This is a genomic window from Prevotella ihumii, from assembly GCF_900155655.1.
In the GTDB taxonomy this organism is placed as follows: domain Bacteria; phylum Bacteroidota; class Bacteroidia; order Bacteroidales; family Bacteroidaceae; genus Prevotella; species Prevotella ihumii.
In genome coordinates this window covers 1352266-1371942 of sequence record NZ_LT706987.1, presented here as the reverse complement: position 1 = coordinate 1371942, position 19677 = coordinate 1352266, and the positions used below count along the sequence as shown (strand labels likewise).

General features: G+C 42.6%; 17 protein-coding genes. 4 read left to right on the top strand and 13 right to left on the bottom strand.

Features of this window, described 5'->3' with window-relative positions:
• Window positions 1-33: 33 nt before the first annotated feature.
• Window positions 34-1248: an SGNH/GDSL hydrolase family protein gene (locus CZ367_RS06395; RefSeq protein WP_077196105.1), complete on the bottom strand. Its 1215-nt coding sequence runs from the start codon at window positions 1246-1248 to the stop codon at window positions 34-36.
• Window positions 1249-1352: 104 nt separating this feature from the next.
• Window positions 1353-2537, bottom strand: a complete 1185-nt coding sequence (locus tag CZ367_RS06390) for a CD0519/CD1768 family membrane protein (protein WP_394334139.1) — start codon at window positions 2535-2537, stop codon at window positions 1353-1355.
• 679 nt (window positions 2538-3216) lie between these two features.
• Between CZ367_RS06390 and CZ367_RS06385 the strand changes: the two genes are divergently transcribed.
• Entirely contained in the window at window positions 3217-4062 is an 846-nt protein-coding gene (locus CZ367_RS06385) for a hypothetical protein (protein WP_077196104.1), read from the top strand.
• Here the strand turns inward: CZ367_RS06385 and CZ367_RS14885 are convergent.
• The 4 genes from CZ367_RS14885 to CZ367_RS06370 all read right to left on the bottom strand — a co-directional run bounded on the left by CZ367_RS14885 (window position 4009) and on the right by CZ367_RS06370 (window position 9678).
• Window positions 4009-4197, bottom strand: coding sequence for a hypothetical protein (locus CZ367_RS14885; protein ID WP_144005947.1), 189 nt, complete (start codon window positions 4195-4197; stop codon window positions 4009-4011). The two genes, CZ367_RS06385 and CZ367_RS14885, sit on opposite strands and share 54 nt — an antisense overlap.
• 113 nt (window positions 4198-4310) lie before the next feature.
• Window positions 4311-4766 (bottom strand): hypothetical protein, encoded by a 456-nt coding sequence (locus CZ367_RS06380; RefSeq protein ID WP_077196103.1) that lies wholly within the window; start codon window positions 4764-4766, stop codon window positions 4311-4313.
• Window positions 4767-4798: 32 nt separating this feature from the next.
• Window positions 4799-6427: a RagB/SusD family nutrient uptake outer membrane protein gene (locus CZ367_RS06375; protein ID WP_077197383.1), complete on the bottom strand. Its 1629-nt coding sequence runs from the start codon at window positions 6425-6427 to the stop codon at window positions 4799-4801.
• Between the two features lie 17 nt (window positions 6428-6444).
• Complete coding sequence (locus tag CZ367_RS06370; protein ID WP_077196102.1) at window positions 6445-9678, bottom strand: SusC/RagA family TonB-linked outer membrane protein; 3234 nt, start codon at window positions 9676-9678, stop codon at window positions 6445-6447.
• 210 nt (window positions 9679-9888) lie between these two features.
• Here CZ367_RS06370 and CZ367_RS15375 point away from each other — a divergent pair, with 210 nt between their 5' ends.
• A complete protein-coding gene (locus CZ367_RS15375) occupies window positions 9889-10056 on the top strand; it encodes a hypothetical protein (RefSeq protein ID WP_154669297.1) in 168 nt (55 codons plus the stop codon).
• A gap of 275 nt (window positions 10057-10331) precedes the next feature.
• Complete coding sequence (locus CZ367_RS06360; RefSeq protein ID WP_077196100.1) at window positions 10332-11357, top strand: IS110 family RNA-guided transposase; 1026 nt, start codon at window positions 10332-10334, stop codon at window positions 11355-11357.
• Between the two features lie 673 nt (window positions 11358-12030).
• Here the strand turns inward: CZ367_RS06360 and CZ367_RS06355 are convergent.
• A complete protein-coding gene (locus tag CZ367_RS06355; protein ID WP_077196099.1) occupies window positions 12031-12942 on the bottom strand; it encodes a helix-turn-helix transcriptional regulator in 912 nt (303 codons plus the stop codon).
• Window positions 12942-13544 carry a ribonuclease HII gene (locus tag CZ367_RS06350; protein ID WP_077196098.1) on the bottom strand — a complete coding sequence of 201 codons (603 nt, stop codon included), beginning with the start codon at window positions 13542-13544 and terminating at the stop codon, window positions 12942-12944. The genes CZ367_RS06355 and CZ367_RS06350 overlap by 1 nt, the downstream gene beginning before the upstream one ends.
• A gap of 125 nt (window positions 13545-13669) precedes the next feature.
• Here CZ367_RS06350 and CZ367_RS06345 point away from each other — a divergent pair, with 125 nt between their 5' ends.
• Window positions 13670-13957, top strand: coding sequence for a hypothetical protein (locus tag CZ367_RS06345; protein ID WP_077196097.1), 288 nt, complete (start codon window positions 13670-13672; stop codon window positions 13955-13957).
• A 132-nt stretch (window positions 13958-14089) separates the two neighbouring features.
• Here CZ367_RS06345 and CZ367_RS06340 read toward each other — a convergent pair whose 3' ends face one another.
• The 5 genes from CZ367_RS06340 to sufB all read right to left on the bottom strand — a co-directional run bounded on the left by CZ367_RS06340 (window position 14090) and on the right by sufB (window position 19562).
• On the bottom strand, window positions 14090-15331 hold the full coding sequence (locus CZ367_RS06340; RefSeq protein ID WP_077196096.1) for an aminotransferase class V-fold PLP-dependent enzyme: 1242 nt from the start codon (window positions 15329-15331) through the stop codon (window positions 14090-14092).
• A gap of 255 nt (window positions 15332-15586) precedes the next feature.
• Entirely contained in the window at window positions 15587-16930 is a 1344-nt protein-coding gene (gene sufD / locus CZ367_RS06335; RefSeq protein WP_077196095.1) for a Fe-S cluster assembly protein SufD, read from the bottom strand.
• A 20-nt stretch (window positions 16931-16950) separates the two neighbouring features.
• Window positions 16951-17706 (bottom strand): Fe-S cluster assembly ATPase SufC, encoded by a 756-nt coding sequence (gene sufC / locus CZ367_RS06330; protein WP_077196094.1) that lies wholly within the window; start codon window positions 17704-17706, stop codon window positions 16951-16953.
• A 24-nt stretch (window positions 17707-17730) separates the two neighbouring features.
• Window positions 17731-18087, bottom strand: coding sequence for a hypothetical protein (locus CZ367_RS06325; RefSeq protein ID WP_077196093.1), 357 nt, complete (start codon window positions 18085-18087; stop codon window positions 17731-17733).
• A 29-nt stretch (window positions 18088-18116) separates the two neighbouring features.
• Window positions 18117-19562, bottom strand: coding sequence for a Fe-S cluster assembly protein SufB (gene sufB, locus CZ367_RS06320; protein ID WP_077196092.1), 1446 nt, complete (start codon window positions 19560-19562; stop codon window positions 18117-18119).
• Window positions 19563-19677 lie beyond the last annotated feature (115 nt).

The window sequence follows — 19677 nt, the reverse complement described above, 5'->3', positions numbered from 1 at the left end:
AACACAAAATATGGAAAACAAATGTAGCAAAAATTAGTTGGTTGAGGCTACACTATCTAAAAGTACTTTGGCAGCATAGGCTCCCATCATCTTATAACCAGCAGGATTAGGGTGCAACCAGTCGCCCGCATGAACGTGGGATTTTAATTGTTCGGGGACAGTTGCATCACGCATCAACTCGTCAAAATCAATGATTCCATCGAAAGCTTTGCTCTCTCTTATCCATTTATTCACATCTTGGCGTGCCCTCTCACGTATCTCGGTATAATAAACCTTGTTGCCTTTAAAAGGAAGTATAGTTCCGCCCCATACCTTAATGCCGTGCTTGTGTGCTTTACGTATCATTTCTTCGTAAGCAGTAATAAGTTCCTTAGCGATGGATTCGGGATGTTTGGTCGTTCCTATATCGTTTATTCCTTCAAATATAATAATGTTTTTCACCTTGCTTTGACCTAAGATGTCGCGATCGAAACGCACTATTGCAGGTTGTCCGAAACCTGTTGAGAGCACCATATTGAAGCCTATACCAAGATTGAGCACACCCACATTGCCAAGTTTACTGGTCGTATTCTTCACTGCCGTATGCAGGTGGGTCGCCATAAAGTCGGTCCATCGGTCGTTAGCATTGAGGGTTGCACCCTTTCCATCGGTAATGCTATTGCCGAGAATGGCTACCGAAGAGGCTGTTTTGTCGAACACATCGAGGGCAGAAATATTGAACCAATGGTCTTCGCGGAAGGCTTTCTTAAAGTTTGCATAAGGAGTGGTTTGCCCTTTAAGGATATAGCTTGTTGTACGAGAGCCCATGTGTACAGTGGGCTTCTTAGGAGCTTTGCGATAGTTGATGGTAATGGCAAGTCGCTCTAAAGGGTTAACCTTAAAGGTCAAAGCATCGCTTGTTATGGCTTTGCCTGCAGGTATCGTTACCCTATGGCTGCCATTAAAACGCATATAGCGTGCACTGCGCATATCTATATCGCAACTATCGATGGAATGGGCAATATATATACTTTCGATAAGAACAGGTTCGGTAGAAATTTCATTGCTTAGCTTCAGACGAACCAGTTCTCCACCAATGCTCACACGTATCACTTGACGCACCGAACGATTGGTCATTTCGTTGTTATAAGGCATAAAGCGTTTCACCACAGATTGTGGAGCTGTAGCCCAAGTGCCTACCCACCCTTGCGCCAAAAGGAGTAAAGGTGAAGTAACAAACAAGAGAAGTAAAGTGCATAACCTTTTCATATTTTCGAATCAGAGTGATAAATGAATAATAGTTGTTTAAACAAAACAAACGTGCCAAACAAGTATTACCTTGTCTGACACGCCCGATAAATGACTTTAGCTCATTAGAATAATGAGTATAACATAAATATCCAGTGGGCAGCCAATGCAGCACACAAGCCGCCAATAGTGTGAGAAATAATAGCTTTAGAAGTGAGCTCGCGATAACCAATAGAGTCGAGCATAGCAGTGTGTGTGCTCAAGAAACCGCTCCAACACATACCCATACCTGTAAACACAGCAATAGCATTGCCATCAGCCCAACCTTGTGCTACAAAGTTTGGAACTAAGCTCAATGCAGCACCTACAGCACCAAGGGCAGTGATAGGGAAAGCAATGAGATGTGGGTCGTGGAAACCAAATAATGGACCGAGCAACCAACTCAGATAATCTGCCAATTTAGGTAGCAAAGCTACGCCTTCGTAAGCAGCACCCGTAAAACCATCTTTTGCATTTGGACCAAAGGTAAGAATCATTACCAAAGTAGAGATAATCAACACGCCAGGAATAATAGACATACCTACCTCAACACCCGACTTACCGCCATCGAGCAATGAGTTTAGCATACGCAAGAAAATAGACTTCTCTTCTACTGCATCAGCATTATCGTCTTTGTCTGCAAAAGCTTCAGACTGTAATGCGTTTTCGGTAGCATAATTAGGATAGGCCTTGAGTACGAAATACTGCATACAACGGGTAGAAACAATACAACCTACGCAAGCACCTGCAAAGCCTATAAGGGGCTCGATAAAGAAGCCGTGACCCAACATAAAGACAATAACGATAAGTCCCATACCAAAGGCTGTACCAAAATTGGTCAACGAAATGTATTGGAACTTCTTAAAATAGCCACTGAAACGCTTATCTTGAGCAAGCGTAATGATAGCAGGATTGTCAGACAAGAATGTCAACACAGCTCCCAACGAAGCCACACCAGGGAGACAGAACAAAGGACGCATAAGAGGGCGCAAAAGCTTTTCGATTAAGTCTACTACACCAAACTCGACAAAGATTTTACCCAATGCCCCTGTTAACACACAGATGCCCATAAGATAAAAACACGTGTTCAACAATAAGTCGTGTGCTGTATGCATAATGGTATTTAGCATAGGTGCAACTCCCATTTGGCTTCCAATTCCACCAAATAGTATTCCAACAATCAATAAACAAACAATGCCATTAGGCAATAAACTTTTTTTCTTTTTCGAGACCTTCTGCTCGTTCTGTTCGATTTTGTTTTGGCTTTCCATCTTAGGTTTATAATTTGGGTGTAAAATTACTAATATTACTATAATTGAGCAAACAAATAAGACACATTTTTTAACAAGGATTGAAAGAACTGAAGAACATAAAGGAAAGTGAAAGAAAAAGCATATAAAATAACACATCTGAAAAATTAGAACTAAAAAAAGGATTAGAAGAATATAGACAGCAGAAGGATTAAAATAATTGTTCTTTTTCAAAGTGCGATTTCTCGCCACGAGCATGTACAAATTTCGTTTCACTCATTTGTATGCTTCGTCTGGCTTAACGAAATCGTTCTAATTTTCCTTATGCTATCTTTCGAAAACAAAACATCAATCGAAGAAAAGCAAAACATATATGTTTGGCACTGCCAACGTTCAACTTTGAGAGGGTAAAACATATATTTTTTGGGACAGAGATATAAGTTACTGAAAATCAAAACATTAAAATCTAAAAACAAAACATATCGCATGCAAAAGGAATTGGCCTATTCCTCGCATCGAAAAAATCTAAGTGAAAATCATAAAAGACGGATGGATAAAAAGACAAAAGACAATATTTTGAAAGCGAGATGTTTGGGATTGTAATGCGAAAAACGTAAATTTGTAGCGTATATATAGCAAAGGTAGAAAAAAGAAGACAACTATCTAAATTCATTAATAATAACTTAACTATTCCGAAACTATGGAAAAGAAAACATTTACACACGTGGCTTATGCCCTTGGGATTGCAATGGCAATAATACCAAGTGCAGCTCTCAAAGCGCAAACAACATTCAAGCTCGCAATTGGAGGACAAACCGTAACAACCCAAAATGCAAACGACATAAAAGGGGAGTTCCTGAAAGGAGGAAAGATAACGTACGACAAAGCATCGCACACACTCACGCTAAACAATGCCATCATAGATACCTATACGATGGCTGATGACAATCTGAAAGGCATAGAAAGCGGATTACCCAACCTCACCATAAAACTGATAGGCAAAAACAAGATACATACCTACTACGCAAGTGGAATATACAACAATTCAAAATGCACAATGACAATAGTAGGCGACACGTTGAATGTAGAGACAGCCCAACAAAGTGCTATCTTCAGCAGCGAAGAGTCGCTTCTTAAAATTATAGATTGTGCCATAACCGCAAAAGGGTTGTGGGGTATAGGCGGAATTACAGGTCTGAAAGATGAGAAACTATATGTAGAAAATGCTACAGTTTCTGCGTTTGGAAGATACGCATCGGTCAGCAGTTTTGCATCAGTCGAAATGAAAAACTGCAAAATAGTAGCCCCAACACAAGCGGTATGGAACACAGACTATCACGCCGTATGCGAAGGAAAGAAAATAGTAGCCAACAAGGAAGTAAAAATAGCACCCGAAGGTACAAACGGAATTAAGCCTACATACAACAATAGCAATACAAAGGAACACATTTACAACATTAATGGGCAAAAACAAAACGTGCTGCACCACGGACTAAACATCGTGAAAACAAGCTACGGAAAGGTGAAAAAGATTATTGTACGATAATTGATAAAGTGGAGAAAGCCAACAAATAAACCCAAATCGGTCGTTAGACCAGTCGGACTTGTCAGACTGGTCGGACTGGTCAGACTGGTCCGACTGGTCTAACGACCGATTTGGGTTTAAGTGACATTGACACATAGTATTAAGCAACACTTGTGCATAGTTTCAAGTAATAGCAACAAACAAAAAAGAGAGCTCCGAATATTCGGAACTCTCTTTTTTATTATTAGAAATTATTGGTCAACCTAAAATTATTTAGCGAAACCAGTCTTTGAACCAGCACTGAACTGCATAGCAGTGAAAAGACCGTATGTTGAACCAACATTTTTTTCAAGATCAAATCTTAAGATACCCTTAATGTAACCCCTCTTAACATCAGCATCGTTGTAAGAAATGCGAATGTAACCTTCCTTCTTGCCTGCCTCAAAAACAGCATTAGGAGCAGCTGTGAAGTAATTACCCTTTTTGCTTGGTTCGAAAATTACAGGGATTTCAGCAGCTGCAGAAGCATCAAGACGATGTACAGGTACATCAAAGTAACCTTTACCCTTTTCCAATTCAAACTTCATCTTCTGCTGGAGGAAATAAGGCTTTGCATCTTGGTTTTCACCTGGACCTGGGTATTCATACTCGTCTGTACAAGATGTAAGAGCAATACCAGTTACACCAAGCAAGAGAGCGAATGCATATTTAAAAATATTTTTCATACTTTTCTTATTCTTTTAATAAAGTTGATTACTTAAAATGGTGATGGATTTGGATCCTTCCAGAGCCCGTACTTACGTGATGGGTCTGGGTTGTTCCAACCAGCAACAGCAGGGTTATCGTTTTCTTCTAAGTTGACGAGACAGAAGTTCATCCAAGCTGGACGACCAGTGGTATTGAAACGCCATTCATCAAAGAAGTTTGTACCCGCATAACCACGTGTTACAGGAATATCCAAACGCTTGATGTCGTAGAATGAAATACCTTCACCCCAAAGCTCAATGCGCTTTTGGAACATAATTTCATCGATGTTTTCCTTCTGTGACTTAGCTTCGAACTTGTAGTTCTCATCACGATACTTCATAAACTTGTTAAGAAGTTCGACACCTGTACCTGCAGCTATGTGCTCAGCAGCTTCAGCTTCGATAAGATACATTTCTTCAACACGCATCAAAGGATAAGCAGAAACCACAGCAACGTTAGAGTTCTGGAAGTCGCCCTTGTTTGGACGGAACTTCAAAGAACCATAAACTGGAAGACGATTTGCAAAGGCTGGGTGAACATACTTGTTCTTCTTAGCCAATTCAGGCTTGTCAGCTGGAGCCTTCCACATGGCCTTACGCCAGTCAGTATCGCTAAGCTTGTCATAGAAGCTCTTACCAATCATATTCATCGGACCATTACCTGCGTAACCAAATACAGTTTCGTTACAAGCGAAAGAAGTAAAGTTCACGATACCAGTCTTAACAGCACGGTCTTCAGTAGAGTACTGACCACCCCACATCCACTTAGTGATGTCGTTGAAACCATAACGTGGGTTGGTTGCCTCCTCCTCTGTCATTGGTCTAAGTCCTGACTCGTTGATAGCCTTGCGAGCATATTCCTTAGCCTTAGCGTAGTCTTCGTTCCAAAGATAAAGACGTGCCTTTAAACCATAAACAACAGCCAATGTTGGCAATGTGTTAGCCTTATTGTCGTCAGAGTTAACGATATACTTCTCTGCATTGTTCAAGTCAGACTCGATGAACTTAAACATCTGCTCGTGAGTAGCACGTGGGTTTTTGCGTGCACCCTTTTCTGTCAAAGTATCAGTAACGATAGGACAAGTAAGACCTGTCACAACCTGACCTTGATCATTCTTACCATCAGGGAAGACGTCGTTGTTCTTAAACTCATACATACGAGCCATATCAAGATATTCAGCTGCACGATAAGCATAACCTATACCGAGGAAACCAAGGTCTTTTGGTTCAGCCTTAGCTGGGTCGACACGACCGATTACAGTATTTGCAAGCAAGATATACCTATAATAGTATGATTGCACGAACTGAGCAACTTTGTATGATGGGCCAAGAACGTCAGTACTAGCCCATATGCTGAATTGGTTGTAGTCGTGGTCAACTACTACATAGTCGTCAGCCATAACGTCACGAATACGCATAAGCGCAGGAGTACCATAGCTCCAGTGACCATCTCCCCAAACTACTTTACCGTATGCAGGAAGACCATTCACCAAAGCGTTTGTAGCTGTAGGTGATTTTGCTACCATATCAGCAGTAGCAGTACCGCTACGAGGTTCTACGTCTTCAATACAGCTTGTCATTGTAGCAGCAGTAAGACCTGCAAGAACTACACCAAATATTGATTTATTAATATTTTTCATAATTTGTTTCTTTTCCATTAGAATGTTACAGTAATACCACCAGAAATTGTGCGTACGTTAGAGTAAATTACATTAGAAACGCTACCTGAGATAGACTGGCGTGGGTCGAGACCTTGACGCTTAGACCATACCCAAAGGTTGTCACCTACTGCGTAAACACGAACCTTAGCGAGACCAATCTTACGTGTCAACTTAGCTGGGAATGTGTAACCAAGGTTGATGTTTTGGAGGCTGAGGTAAGAAGCTGATGTAAGCCAACGGTCAGAGCTTGCTGCTGTGTAACGGTCAGCAAACTGTACACGTGGAATGTTAGAGTTAGGATTTTCAGGACTCCAAGCATTCAACAAGTCAACGTGCATAGCAGAACCGCGGTTGTGATTCATTGAAGATGCGTAGTTGCCATCGAACATTTGGCCACCGAGCTGATAACCGAAGTCGATAGAGAGGTCAATACCCTTCCATTCGAAACTTGTACCGAAACCACCGTATGCATCAGGCAATGATGTACCGCAAGTGTGGTATTGTGCTTCTTCAGGGTTAGCTACCTTTTCTACGTGATCAACGATGAACTGACCATTAGCGTCACGTTCGAATGCACCATTAGCATCCTTCTTATAAATATCCTTATAGAAAAGAGACTCACCAGTTTTAGGGTTAACACCTGCATACTTCTTCAAGCGGAATGTGTACATAGAGAGCCCTTCACCGAAGAAGAAGTTTCCGTCGTTGTAACCCTGATAGCCATCAAGCCAGTTCGTCTTGTTAGCGTCAGCGATACGTGTTACCTTATTCTTATAAGATGTGAAGTTGAGGTTAGCGCTCCACTTCAAGTCCTTAGTGCGGATAATGTCACCGAACAATTCGAGTTCGACACCACGGTTGCTCATATCACCTACGTTGTCATAGTAACCGCCGAAACCGAAAGAAATTGGCAATGAGAAGAATGCGAGCATATCCTTTGTTGAACGGTCGAAGTAAACAAGGCTACCGCTCAAGCGACCACGCCAGAATGAGAAGTCGAAACCTACGTTGAACATACCTTGCTTTTCCCAAGAGATATTTTCGTTACCGAAAGAACCAGGAAGTGCAGCTACGTCGTTACCGTTAGGAACGATAGAGTATGTACGTGTGTAAAGGAATGAAGGGATATTATCGTTACCTTGTGCACCATAAGAAGCCTTGAACTTCAATTCGTCTACCCAAGGAGCGTTGAACCAATCTTCCTTAGAGATGAGCCATGCACCACCAAATGACCAGAAGTTACCCCAACGGTGATCTGGGTGGAACATAGAAGAAGCATCACGACGATAAGAGAATTCGCCGAAGTATCTGTTAGCATAGCTATAGTTGATACGACCGAACCAACCTTCTGTGTTGTAGAGACTGTTGCTTGAGCTTGTACCACGTGTTACAGCTGCACCAGAAAGTTCATTATAATTAAGGTCGAACATATTGCTCTTGTTACCGCTCAATTTTGTACCTGTAAGACGATAGTATTCGTGACCGAGCATAACATCGAAGTCGTGTGAACCCAATGCGTGCTTCCAATTCAAGATCTGTTGCAAGTTGTAAGACCATGAACGGCTGTGGCTGATAGATACAGAACCGTTATCTTGAGCATAGAGACCGAACCAAGGGTTAACAGTACCCTTACCACGAGATTCCTTCAAGTAAACAGAGTTAACGCTACGGAAAGAGAAGTCCTTCAAGAAACGTACATCAACAGTACCTACACCATTGAATGTGTTACCGTCAGCCATATCGAGGTTTACACGGTTGTCAGACAATGCGTTTGAACCACCCAAGAATGGACGAGCGATACCAAGAGTACCACCGTACTTATCACCATAGTCGTATGCGTCAAGACCAGAAGCCTTGTGGGTCAGAATTTGCTTGTTAGCATCACGCATATACAAAGGATAGATAGGAGCAATACGTGTGAGCGCGAACATGTTACCAGAGTCGCTTGATGTACCTTCACCGCCGTTAGCAGCGTGGACAGTATAGTGAGAGTAGTTCATGTTACCACCAATCTTCAACCAATCGTTGATTTGGTAGTCAGCCTTCAAACGGCTTGTGAAACGTTCGTAGTCAGAAGCTACAGTAATACCATCATCGTTCAAGTAGTTGATAGAACCATAGAATGTAGACTTATCTGTGTTACCCACAGCAGTTACAGAGTATTCCTGACGGAGAGCGTTGCTATAGATAGCATCAATCCAGTTGTCAGGTTGAAGCCAATATTCTTTACCATCTGAACCTTTAACCATACGACCAAGCGTAGCGTTAGGGTTCAACTTACCATTGCGACCGATGAGTGTCTGACCATCTGGGTATGTATAAACATTGTAACCCAAACCAAAGCTGTTTTGAGCAGTAAGTTGTTGGTTAGCCCACATATAAGCGTTTTCGTCGCTCATGTTCTGACCGTTCTTAGCATAGTTGTAAAGTCCCTTGTAGTACATTTCGTAGTAACCAGCAGGGTCTGTGATGTATTGGTAATCAGGAATTGCACGTGACTTAACACCCCACTTAGCGTCAACCGTGATAGTACCACGGTCTGCACGACCAGCCTTTGTTGTAATCATGATAACACCGTTAGCACCACGAGCACCATAAAGTGCAGCTGAAGCAGCGTCCTTGAGGACAGTCATGCTTTCGATGTCCTGAGGGTTGATAGACTTAATATCACCGTCGAATGGTGAACCGTCCACAACATACAAAGGAGCACCACCAGCGTTGATAGAACCGATACCACGAATGAGGACACTTGAAGATGAACCTGGAGCACCTGAACCTTGTGTCATCTGCACACCAGAAATCTTGTTCTTCAAAGCGTCAACAGCGTTAGTAACCTGCACCTTTGTAATGTCGTCAGACTTTACAACAGCAGCAGAACCAGTAAATGCTGACTTCTTCTGTGTACCATAAGCAACAACCATAACTTCGTTCATGGTGTTAGCTTCTGGATCCATTGTAATCTTCATGTTGGCAGACCCCTTCAAAGTCAAGGTTTGCATACCAATAGAAGTCACTTTAATGTGTGAACCTGCAGGAGCAGACAAAGTAAAGTGACCGTCCATGTCGGTGGCTGTACCATTCTTGGCATCTCCTACTACTGTAACAGAAGCACCAATGACAGGTAGTCCGTCTTCAGAAGAAATAACGGTACCGCTAATCGTTGTTTGTGCTATCGCTATTCCTATGCTTAGGAACAGAGAAGCGAGAAACATTGTTAGTCTTTTTTCCATAAAATCTCTCTCTTTTAAATTAATTATTAGTTGATATAATTTCCACAATTATACAGGCCTACGCCCAATTTCTCATAGCTTAGTTAAAGAAGAAGTGTGTTTCATCTTTTAACATAATTGCAAAGATAGAAGTTCTTTATTAACAGAACAAATAAAATTAATGAAATGATGATGTTTTTCACTTTTATTAACTCAAAACAAATTAAACCTATGGAAAAGATAGGGAGAAAAGACAAATTAGACCAGTCGGACCAGTCGGACCAGTCGGACTGGTCAGACTGGTCAGACTGGTCAGACTGGTCAGACTGGTCAGACTGGTCGGACTGGTCGGACTGGTCGGACTGGTCGGACACGTCCGACTATTCTAACGACCTCTAAGTTTGCAGAAGAATGCGACGCAGTCGCATAAACATTAAATAATCAAGGTAAAACTATGATTGCTAAAGACAGTTTCGTACCTTTGTTGTAAAAAGGTAGAATCGGTCTGTCGAAGAGGTAAACCAGCTAACGACCCAGCTAAAAGCTATAAATCGTTTCGGACCTCATCGACATAGTTGCAAAGACCAGATAGAAAGTTATCGACACGAAGCCTATTTAGAGTTCTAGTCCATACAACTATCGACCAATTCTACTTAATAAAATTGTACAAATATATGAAGAATTTATTTATCGGAGTTGATTTTTCGAAAGAAAAAGTTGATGTGGCTATCATTTTTGCAGACGGTCTGACAGAAACGGCCCCAAGAGTGTTCAACGAGTTCAAGACAACAGTGTCTGGCTACAAGCAACTGGTCAAGTGGGTGGAGAAGAATTCCTACGGCATCGACCCTTCCCTGTGGCTCTTCTGCGGTGAAAATACTGGCGACTACAGCAAAGGACTATGCAACTTCCTCTACGGCAAAGGCTACGACATGTGGCTTGAGAACGCCAAGAGCATCAAGGACGCATCAGGTCTCAGACGATTGAAGTCTGACCGCGCCGACGCCTCGATGATTGCAGAATACGCTATGAGAAATCACGACAAAGCCGTTATGTACAAGCCACTTAGCGAGTCACTTGCACAACTACGAGAGCTGTTTCTGTATCGTCAAATGGTGGTACGCCATAGATGCAGCTTTCAGGTGCGTAGAGGCGAGAAGAAGCTCACTATGGAGAAATCGCCTATCAAGACGATGATCTCGCAGAGCGGAAGGCATATCCTGTCAGAACTCAACAAGGAAGTAGAGAAGATAGACAAGCGAATCGCCGAGCTCATTAAGTCGGACGAAGAGCTCACCGAGGTGTTCACAATCGTGACCTCGGTGCCTGGCATAGGAACGCAGAACGCTGTCTGTCTGATGGTGTATACAGACAACTTCCGTCGTTTCAACTACGACTCGCGCAAGATTGCCTGCTATTACGGCTTAGCCCCATTCGGAAAAGACTCTGGCACCAGTGTGCATTCTGATCCGCATGTACATTATATGGCGAACCGCCAGATAAAGGCCATGCTGACACAAGCTGCACTGGCTGCCGTCAAATTCAATCCCGTTATGGCGAGGTACTATATGCGCCTCGTGGAACGCGGAAAGAAGAAGCAAGTTGCATTGAACAATGTCAAGAACAAACTTGTGCATTTGGTCACTGCAATGGTTAGAAACCGCCAAACATTCACCCCTGATTATAAAATCTCAGCATAAATTGAAAATAATGGTCAAAACATTTGGATTTTAACATAGAAAGCGATTTGGGTTAAACATTACAGATGTATGGGATAAGGCTTGGGAATATGAACCTTATGAAAAGATAAAAAAGGATAAAACAGATGGGGAACACCCCCTATATATATAATAAGGTGTAAAATGAGTATAGACGCATTGTAAAGCACAAGGCAAGGTAGATAGAGCACAAAGAATGGAAGTTCGCATATAGAACAATCGAAAATAAGAACAGAAAGGAGAATACAAAGAAAGATAACCTATTGAGCATAAAGGGGTTAGAAAGGGCTTGCAAAACATATATGTTTGACACTGCAAAACATATATGTTTTACCTCCTCAAAGTTGAACTTTGACAGTCCCAAACATATATGTTTTAGAAGTGTAAGATAGATGTTTGGAACTGCAAAGGGGGAAGAAAGTAAAAAGAGAACAATAAGAATAGGTTTTTATGACAGACGCTTATGGCTGGTTCTATAAATTACCACCGCATATCGTCATTATTTTAAAGCGTTTAGATGTTATGCTTTTCTTCGTCTTTGCACCTTATTTTGGATCTTTTCGTTTGTTTTCTCAGTTGTTTAGATCGCTAAACGTTTTCAAAAAACAACCAAAAATAGCTCAAAATCTAACAAAGCTAATTTATAGAACCTGCCTTATGTCGTTTCAAGTTTCTCCAAATGGTGGAGCAATTGGGAGCGGATAAAAGTCGTGAATTTGTCGTTTTCTATAATCTGAATATCGGAGAGCAAGCCGAGAACAAATCGTCCAATGCCTCGATAGTCGCTCACCTCAATATCGAGCAACCAATGATTGTCGTCGATGGGGGAAAGATAATTAAAGCCTTGCGGATATTCTTCTAAGAATAAATTGCGAGAAAGTTGCCCAAGACGAAGTTTGATGCGCATACGTTCTTCACCGCTAAACATAAAAAGGTCGGTAAAGATTTGGCGATGCTGGTCTTCATATAGCCAAGGGGTATCCACCATTTCTACCCTTTCCATACGATTGATACGAAAGGTTTTGTTCATTTTGGTCTTCAACTCATAACAGCGTATATCTTGATTGTTGTTCATCAAGAAGAAAGGCTCTACAATGCGGTCGGAAACGGTTTGACTATGCGGACTGGAATAGCCTACGATGCGTACCATTCGTTTGTTCAAGATGGCAGTGCTGATGAGTTTTACATTGTTGAGTATGTGGCGATGTTGGGGCGAATTGACGTTTACAGAGAAGTTGTAGGCGTTGTCCAACTTATGGCGCAATTGGTTTACCACCTCGCTGCCCGTACCTGCCATCAAGAGAAGGTTGTAAATGGTTCGCATTTCGTTGTCGGAGAACTGTATGGTTTTGAGCAGCTGGGCAAAAAAGGGCGACCGCCTATCAATGTGATACAAATCGCCTTTCTTGAAGAGTACAAATCCTGCTTCGCGAAGAAAGTCGAAAAGGTAATACAGGTTGCGGCGTGAGATGTTAATCCGTTCGCACAATTCGGCTATGGTATATCCTCGCGTGTCTGAAAGGAGGAGAAGGAGGTCGAGCTGGTTGGAGAGTTTGGAGTTGCGCATTAGAAGTTGAGCGATAGTTCTTCGGGTGGAAGAAGGGTGAACGATTTGCGATGATAAGGTGTAATGCCGTGTTGGCGAATGGCTTCACGGTGCTTCTTTGTGGGATAGCCCTTGTTTGATGCCCAGTCGTATTGGGGGTATTCTGCTGCAAGGGTTTTCATATAATCGTCGCGGTAAGTTTTGGCGAGAATGGAAGCTGCAGCAATGGATAGGTATTTGCCATCGCCTTTAACAATAGTGGTTGAGGGTATATCGTTGTAAGGCTTAAAACGGTTGCCGTCTACAATGATGGCTTCGGGGCGAAGACTTAATCCGTCTAAAGCACGATGCATAGCAAGAATACTGGCATTGAGAATGTTTATCTTGTCTATCTCTTCTGCCGTAACAATGCCTATTGCCCATGCAAGGGCTTCACGCTGAATAATGTCACGGAGAAGGTAGCGTTTTTTCTCAGTAAGTTGTTTGGAATCGTTGAGCAAAGGGTTTTCGTAATCGGGAGGAAGGATTACAGCTGCGGCATAGACGCTGCCTGCCAAACAGCCACGCCCAGCCTCGTCGCACCCTGCTTCCACCTTATCTATATTATATGCGTTTTGTAACATAAGGGTAAAATTTATCAATTAATTAACTTTAGATAACAAAATAATTTTTAGAATGAACATATATTGCACAAAGGTACAATAATTTTGCAGACATAAAGCAGAAAACAATAAAAAAAAGAAAGAATATGGAAAAGCAAATTACATTTACAGCGATAGACAAAGAAGTGAACGACTTTGCAAATGGCAAAGATGTTCTGAAGGAAGTAAAGGATTGGGCTTTGATGCCTTTAGAATGGTTGCGTCGCTATTATAGTGGTGTAATGGGCAAGGAAGTGAGCAATGGTAAGATGTGGTTAATCATTCAAGCACAATTGGCACTTTTTGCTACCTTATTTGTACTGAACGAATCGTTCGTAGCAAAGATAGGGTTTGCATTGTGGTTTGGGTGGAGCGTGTGGAGATGTAAGGAATAAAAATAGCCCCACTCAACATTGGAGTTGAGTGGGACTATTGGGTAAAGGCTGGTTCTATAAACCCAAATCGGGCATTAGTTTTGACCTCAAAAATAAGCTCAAAATCTAACAAAGCTAATTTATAGAACCTGCCTAAAACATTTTTACGACACGTTCTATTCCTGCCACTAAAGTGTCTACCTCTTCTTTAGTATTATAAAGGGCGAACGATACACGCACTGTGCCATTGATGCCAAAGCGTTCCATCAAAGGTTGGGCGCAATGGTGACCCGTGCGAACAGCAATACCGAGTTGGTCTAAGAGTGTTCCTAAGTCCATTGGGTGAATATCGCCAATGAGGAAACTGATAGCTGCATCGTGCTGGTGCGTGGTTTGCGCATTATCGGTGTTGTTAGGCACTCCGAAGAAACGGATATTGGGGATATTGCGCAACTGATCAATGGCATAATCGGTGAGCATTTGCTCGTGTTGATGGATATTGTCCATACCAAGGGCGGTAACATATCGGAGAGCCGTAGCAAGTCCGTGGGTAGCTACATAGTCGGGCGTACCTGCTTCAAACTTCAAAGGTGGTCGCTCGAAGGTTGTGCCGTTAAAGCTGACGGTTTCTATCATTTCGCCTCCGCCTTGATAAGGTGGAAGTTTGTCCAACCATTCTTCTTTTCCATAAAGCACACCTATGCCCGTAGGACCGTACACTTTGTGTCCGCTGAAAGCTAAAAATTCGCAATCCAATTCTTGCACATCTACTGCAAAATGGGGAACGCTCTGCGCACCATCGAGCATTACAGGAATATCGTAGGTGTGGGCTATACGAATGATTTCCCGAACGGGATTTATCGTCCCCATTACGTTGCTGACGTGGGCAACACTAACGAGTTTGGTGCGCTCAGTGATAAGCTGTTGGAAAGCCTCCATATCGAACACACCGTCCTCATTGATAGGAATAACCTTCAGCACGATGCCTTTGCGTTGGGCAAGGATTTGCCAAGGTACAATGTTAGAATGGTGTTCTACATTAGAAACTATCACCTCGTCGCCCTCGTCCATAAAACCTTCACAAAACGAAGATGCCACAAGATTAAGGCTTTCGGTTGTACCACGGGTAAAGACTATCTCAGCTGTGGAACGTGCATTGATAAACTTGCGAACCGTTTCACGTGCTGCCTCGTGCAAGTCGGTAGCCTGTTGGGAAAGCCAATGAATACCACGATGCACATTAGCATTTACGTTGAGATACTCGTCACGCATAGCATCCAACACGCAGAGTGGTTTCTGCGTGGTAGCTGCATTGTCGAGATAGACCAATGGTTTTCCGTAAACTGTGCGTGAAAGGATTGGGAAATCCTCACGCACTTTTGATATATCGTACATAATCTATTGCTATTTAAAATTCGACAGAAATGTAGAAAGAACTGTAAAAAGTGCAGTTTAACCCAAATCAGTCATTAGCCCACAAAGACTTTTTAAAGCGTTTAAGTGTTATGCCTTTCTGCGTCTTTGCACCTTATTTTGGCTCTTTTCGTTTGTTTTTTCAGTTGTTTAGCCCGCTAAACGCCTTCAAAAACAACCAAAAATAGCTCAAAATAAGCTCGCAAATCTCAAAGAAGTCTAACGACCTATTTGGGTTTAATGGCACAATTTACAACAACTACACTTGTCTAATTCGCCACGGAAACGCTTTTCTACCAAATGGTGTAGGCGGTCACGGAGTGGGACAAGCTCCATCTTGTCGATTACTTCGTTTACGAAAGCAAACTCGAGGAGGAGTTGTGCCTCACGTTTGTCGATACCTCGCTGCTGCATATAGAAGAGAGCGGCATCGTTGAGCTGTCCTACCGTTGAACCGTGATCACACTGCACATCGTCCGCATAGATTTCGAGCATCGGTTGGGTGTACATGTGTGCAGTAGAAGCAGCGCAAAGATTTTGGTTCACCTCGTGAGAGAGGGTCTTTTGTGCATCTTTTGCCACATAGATAAGTCCAGCAAAAGCCCCCACAGCGTGGTCGTCTAAGACGTATTTGTAGAGTTGATTGCTCACACAATTGCCTACGGCGTGATTGATAATGGTGTTGTTGTCAATGTGCTGATGGCGGTCGGCTATCACACAACCATTGCAGAAACACTCGCTACCTTCGCCACGGAACACGAGGTCGAGCGTGTTGCGAGTAGTGCCATTATGAAGGGTGATTACATTATGCGACACACGACTATTGCGTTGCTGCTCTATATAGACGTTGGAGATACGAACATTCTTAAGATGGGTTTCTTCCAAACAGTTCAATTCCAACTTTGCATTGTCGGCAACGTAGGCTTCTATTACTTGCGTGGCAAGGAAGTTACGGTCGTCTGCCGAGTCATCACAGAAAAGCATTGAAACCTCAGCTCCTTCTTCTACTACTATCAGCACACGGCGGTTGACCATCAAATCGACATCAGAACGGAGAATGTTCACAATCTGAATGGTGCGGTCAATCTTCACACCCTTTGGAACATAAATAAACACTCCGTCTTGTGCGAGCATTGTATTGAATGCGGTAAGTCCGTCCTTGCTTGTGTCGGCAAGTTTAGCATAGTGGTTGGCTATAACTTCAGAGTGGGTTTGAATAGCATTTGAAAGGCTATCCACCACTACCCCCTCAGGAAGTTGTGCCTTTGGGAGTTGTTTTGTATAGAATTGGTCGTTGACCACAAAATAGAGCGATGTGCTAAGATTAGGAACATCACACTTGAATGATTGATATGGACTTACAGGTATTTCTAATCGCTGCAAGTTAAGACCGTAATCAGGTGCAAATAGCTTTGGAATATCCGTATACTTATAGCGTTCCGTCTTCTTTGTGGGGAAGCCTTGCGCCTTGAAATCCTCGAAGGCCTTATCGCGCACCTTGTTCAAGACATCGTAAGAATGTTGTTTTATCATTCCTTGTGCCTCGTTGTACAGGTCGATATATTGTTGTTCGCTTTGCATTACTTTAATTTCTCAGTTGATTACTTTCCGTCTACTTCTTCCTTAATCCAGTCGTAACCTCGCTTTTCTATTTCGCGTGCAAGTTCGGCTGTACCAGTTTTCACGATGCGTCCTTTGTAAAGCACGTGTACAACGTCTGGCTTAATCATATCCAAAAGTCGGTCGTAGTGGGTGATAACGATGGTTGATGTTTCGGAAGTGTGCATCTTGTTCACACCATCGGCAACGATACGCATTGCATCAACATCAAGTCCTGAGTCGGTTTCGTCCAAAATGCTAAGTTTAGGTTGTAGCATTGCCATTTGGAAGATTTCGTTGCGCTTCTTTTCACCGCCCGAAAATCCTTCGTTTACCGAGCGATGTGAGAGCTTAGAATCTAAACCTACAAGGTCGCGTTTCTCACGCATCAACTTCATAAAGTCGGCAGCTTTCAAAGGTTCTAAGCCTTGATATTTGCGCTTTGCGTTTACGGCAGCTTTCATAAAGTTGGTCATACTCACCCCAGGGATTTCCACAGGATATTGGAACGAGAGGAAGATGCCTTCATTGGCACGTTCGTCAGCTCCCATTTCCAAAAGGTCTTTCCCATTGAACACAGCCGAGCCATCGGTTACGGTGTACAAAGGATTGCCCGTAAGAACGGCACTAAGAGTAGATTTTCCAGAACCATTTGGTCCCATTATAGCGTGTATTTCGCCATCTTTAATTGTAAGGTCGATGCCTTTTAATATTTCTTTATCTGCAATAGTAGCATGCAGATTTTTAACTTCTAACATATTGTTTTTGTATTATAATCGTTTTTATCTAAAAAATATTCCATTGAGGATTTCTACAAATGCGCTTCCAATGAAGTCAGCAATGATGTTGCGTGATTCATATTCGCCTCTTCGTATTCTTTCCAAATCTTCTGCCTCTTCCATTTCTTGGAGTATGCCTTTTGGTTCGGGTGCATAGAATGTTCCAAAATTCAAAACAGCAGGGTCTAATTTCTTAGACTTTATAGAGTGTTTTGTCATTATGGAGTAACATTTATTGAGCGTATCGGCTTTCACTTGTTGCTCTATGAGATATTTCTGCCATGCTTTTGGCTCCCAACTTTGGGCATTTGCACAAGAAATTGCCGCAAAGAATCCAAGTATTGATACCACCTGTTTCATATTCTCTAAAAAATAGTCGATTGTTTTCCTTATCCTACCGTTCCTTCCAACGTGACCGAAAGAAGTTTTTGCGCCTCAACAGCAAATTCCATAGGAAGTTTGTTCAGTACATCTTTTGCATATCCATTGACAATCAAGCCAATCGCATCTTCCATAGGGATACCTCGTTGGTTGCAATAGAAGAGTTGGTCTTCGCTGATTTTCGATGTAGTAGCTTCATGTTCAACGATAGCCGAGTCGTTATGCACATCCATATAAGGAAAGGTGTGCGCTCCGCAAGTTGAACCCAAGAGCAACGAGTCGCAAGAACTATAATTTCGAGCGTTGTCGGCATTGGGCGCAACACGCACCAAACCACGGTAAGAGTTCTGACTTTTGCCAGCCGAAATACCTTTCGATATAATCGTACTCTTCGTGTTCTTGCCCAAATGTATCATCTTTGTACCCGTGTCGGCTTCTTGATAATTGTTTGTAACGGCAACAGAATAAAACTCTGCCTGCGAATTGTCGCCTCGCAAAATACAAGACGGATATTTCCAAGTGATAGCCGAACCTGTTTCAACCTGTGTCCACGACAGTTTTGAGTTTACGCCACGGAGGTCGCCACGCTTTGTAACGAGGTTCAATACACCGCCTTTTCCGTTTTCATCGCCCGGATACCAGTTTTGCACCGTTGAATATTTCACTTCCGCATTGGCTAATACCACAATTTCAACAATGGCAGCGTGAAGCTGGTTCTCATCGCGCATCGGAGCAGTACAGCCTTCAAGATAGCTCACATACGAGTCGTCGTCTGCAATAATCAAAGTGCGCTCGAACTGACCCGTGTTTATCGCATTGATACGGAAATACGAACTCAACTCCATTGGGCAACGAACGCCCTTTGGAATATAAACAAACGAACCGTCGCTAAAGACTGCCGAGTTTAAAGCTGCCGTAAAATTATCCTTGTAAGGGACAACTGTTCCTAAGTATTGACGCACCAATTCGGGGTGTTCCTTCACTGCTTCGCCTATCGAACAAAAGATTATCCCCTTCTCTGCCAACTGTTTTTTGAACGTGGTCTTTACCGAAACCGAGTCCATAATCGCATCAACTGCCACTCCGCTCAATGCTAATCGTTCCTCAAGTGGAATGCCGAGCTTGTCGAAAGTCTTTTCAAGCTCGGGATCTATCTCCTTATTCTTAGGCTTCTTTGCCAATGGGTCGGCATAATAAGAAATTGCCTGATAATCTATTTCAGGCAAATTCAGATGCGGCCACTTTGGCATCTCCATTGTTTGCCAATGACGAAACGCCTTTAAACGAAAATCGAGGAGCCACTCTGGTTCCCCTTTCTTCTGTGAAATGAGCCTAACTACATCTTCGTTTAAGCCCTTCGGAATAATATCCGTATGCACATCGGTAGTAAAACCGAACTCGTATTTCTGTTCGGCTACCTTCCTTACATACTCATTGTTATTATTTTCTGACATTTACTTTTTACCTTTTATGCGTTTAGTCGTAAGCAATTATCCAAATTGTAAAGAAACGATAGAGCCGCTAAATGCTTTATCGCCTTGTATTCGTCTAACCCTTTTGCCAAACCAA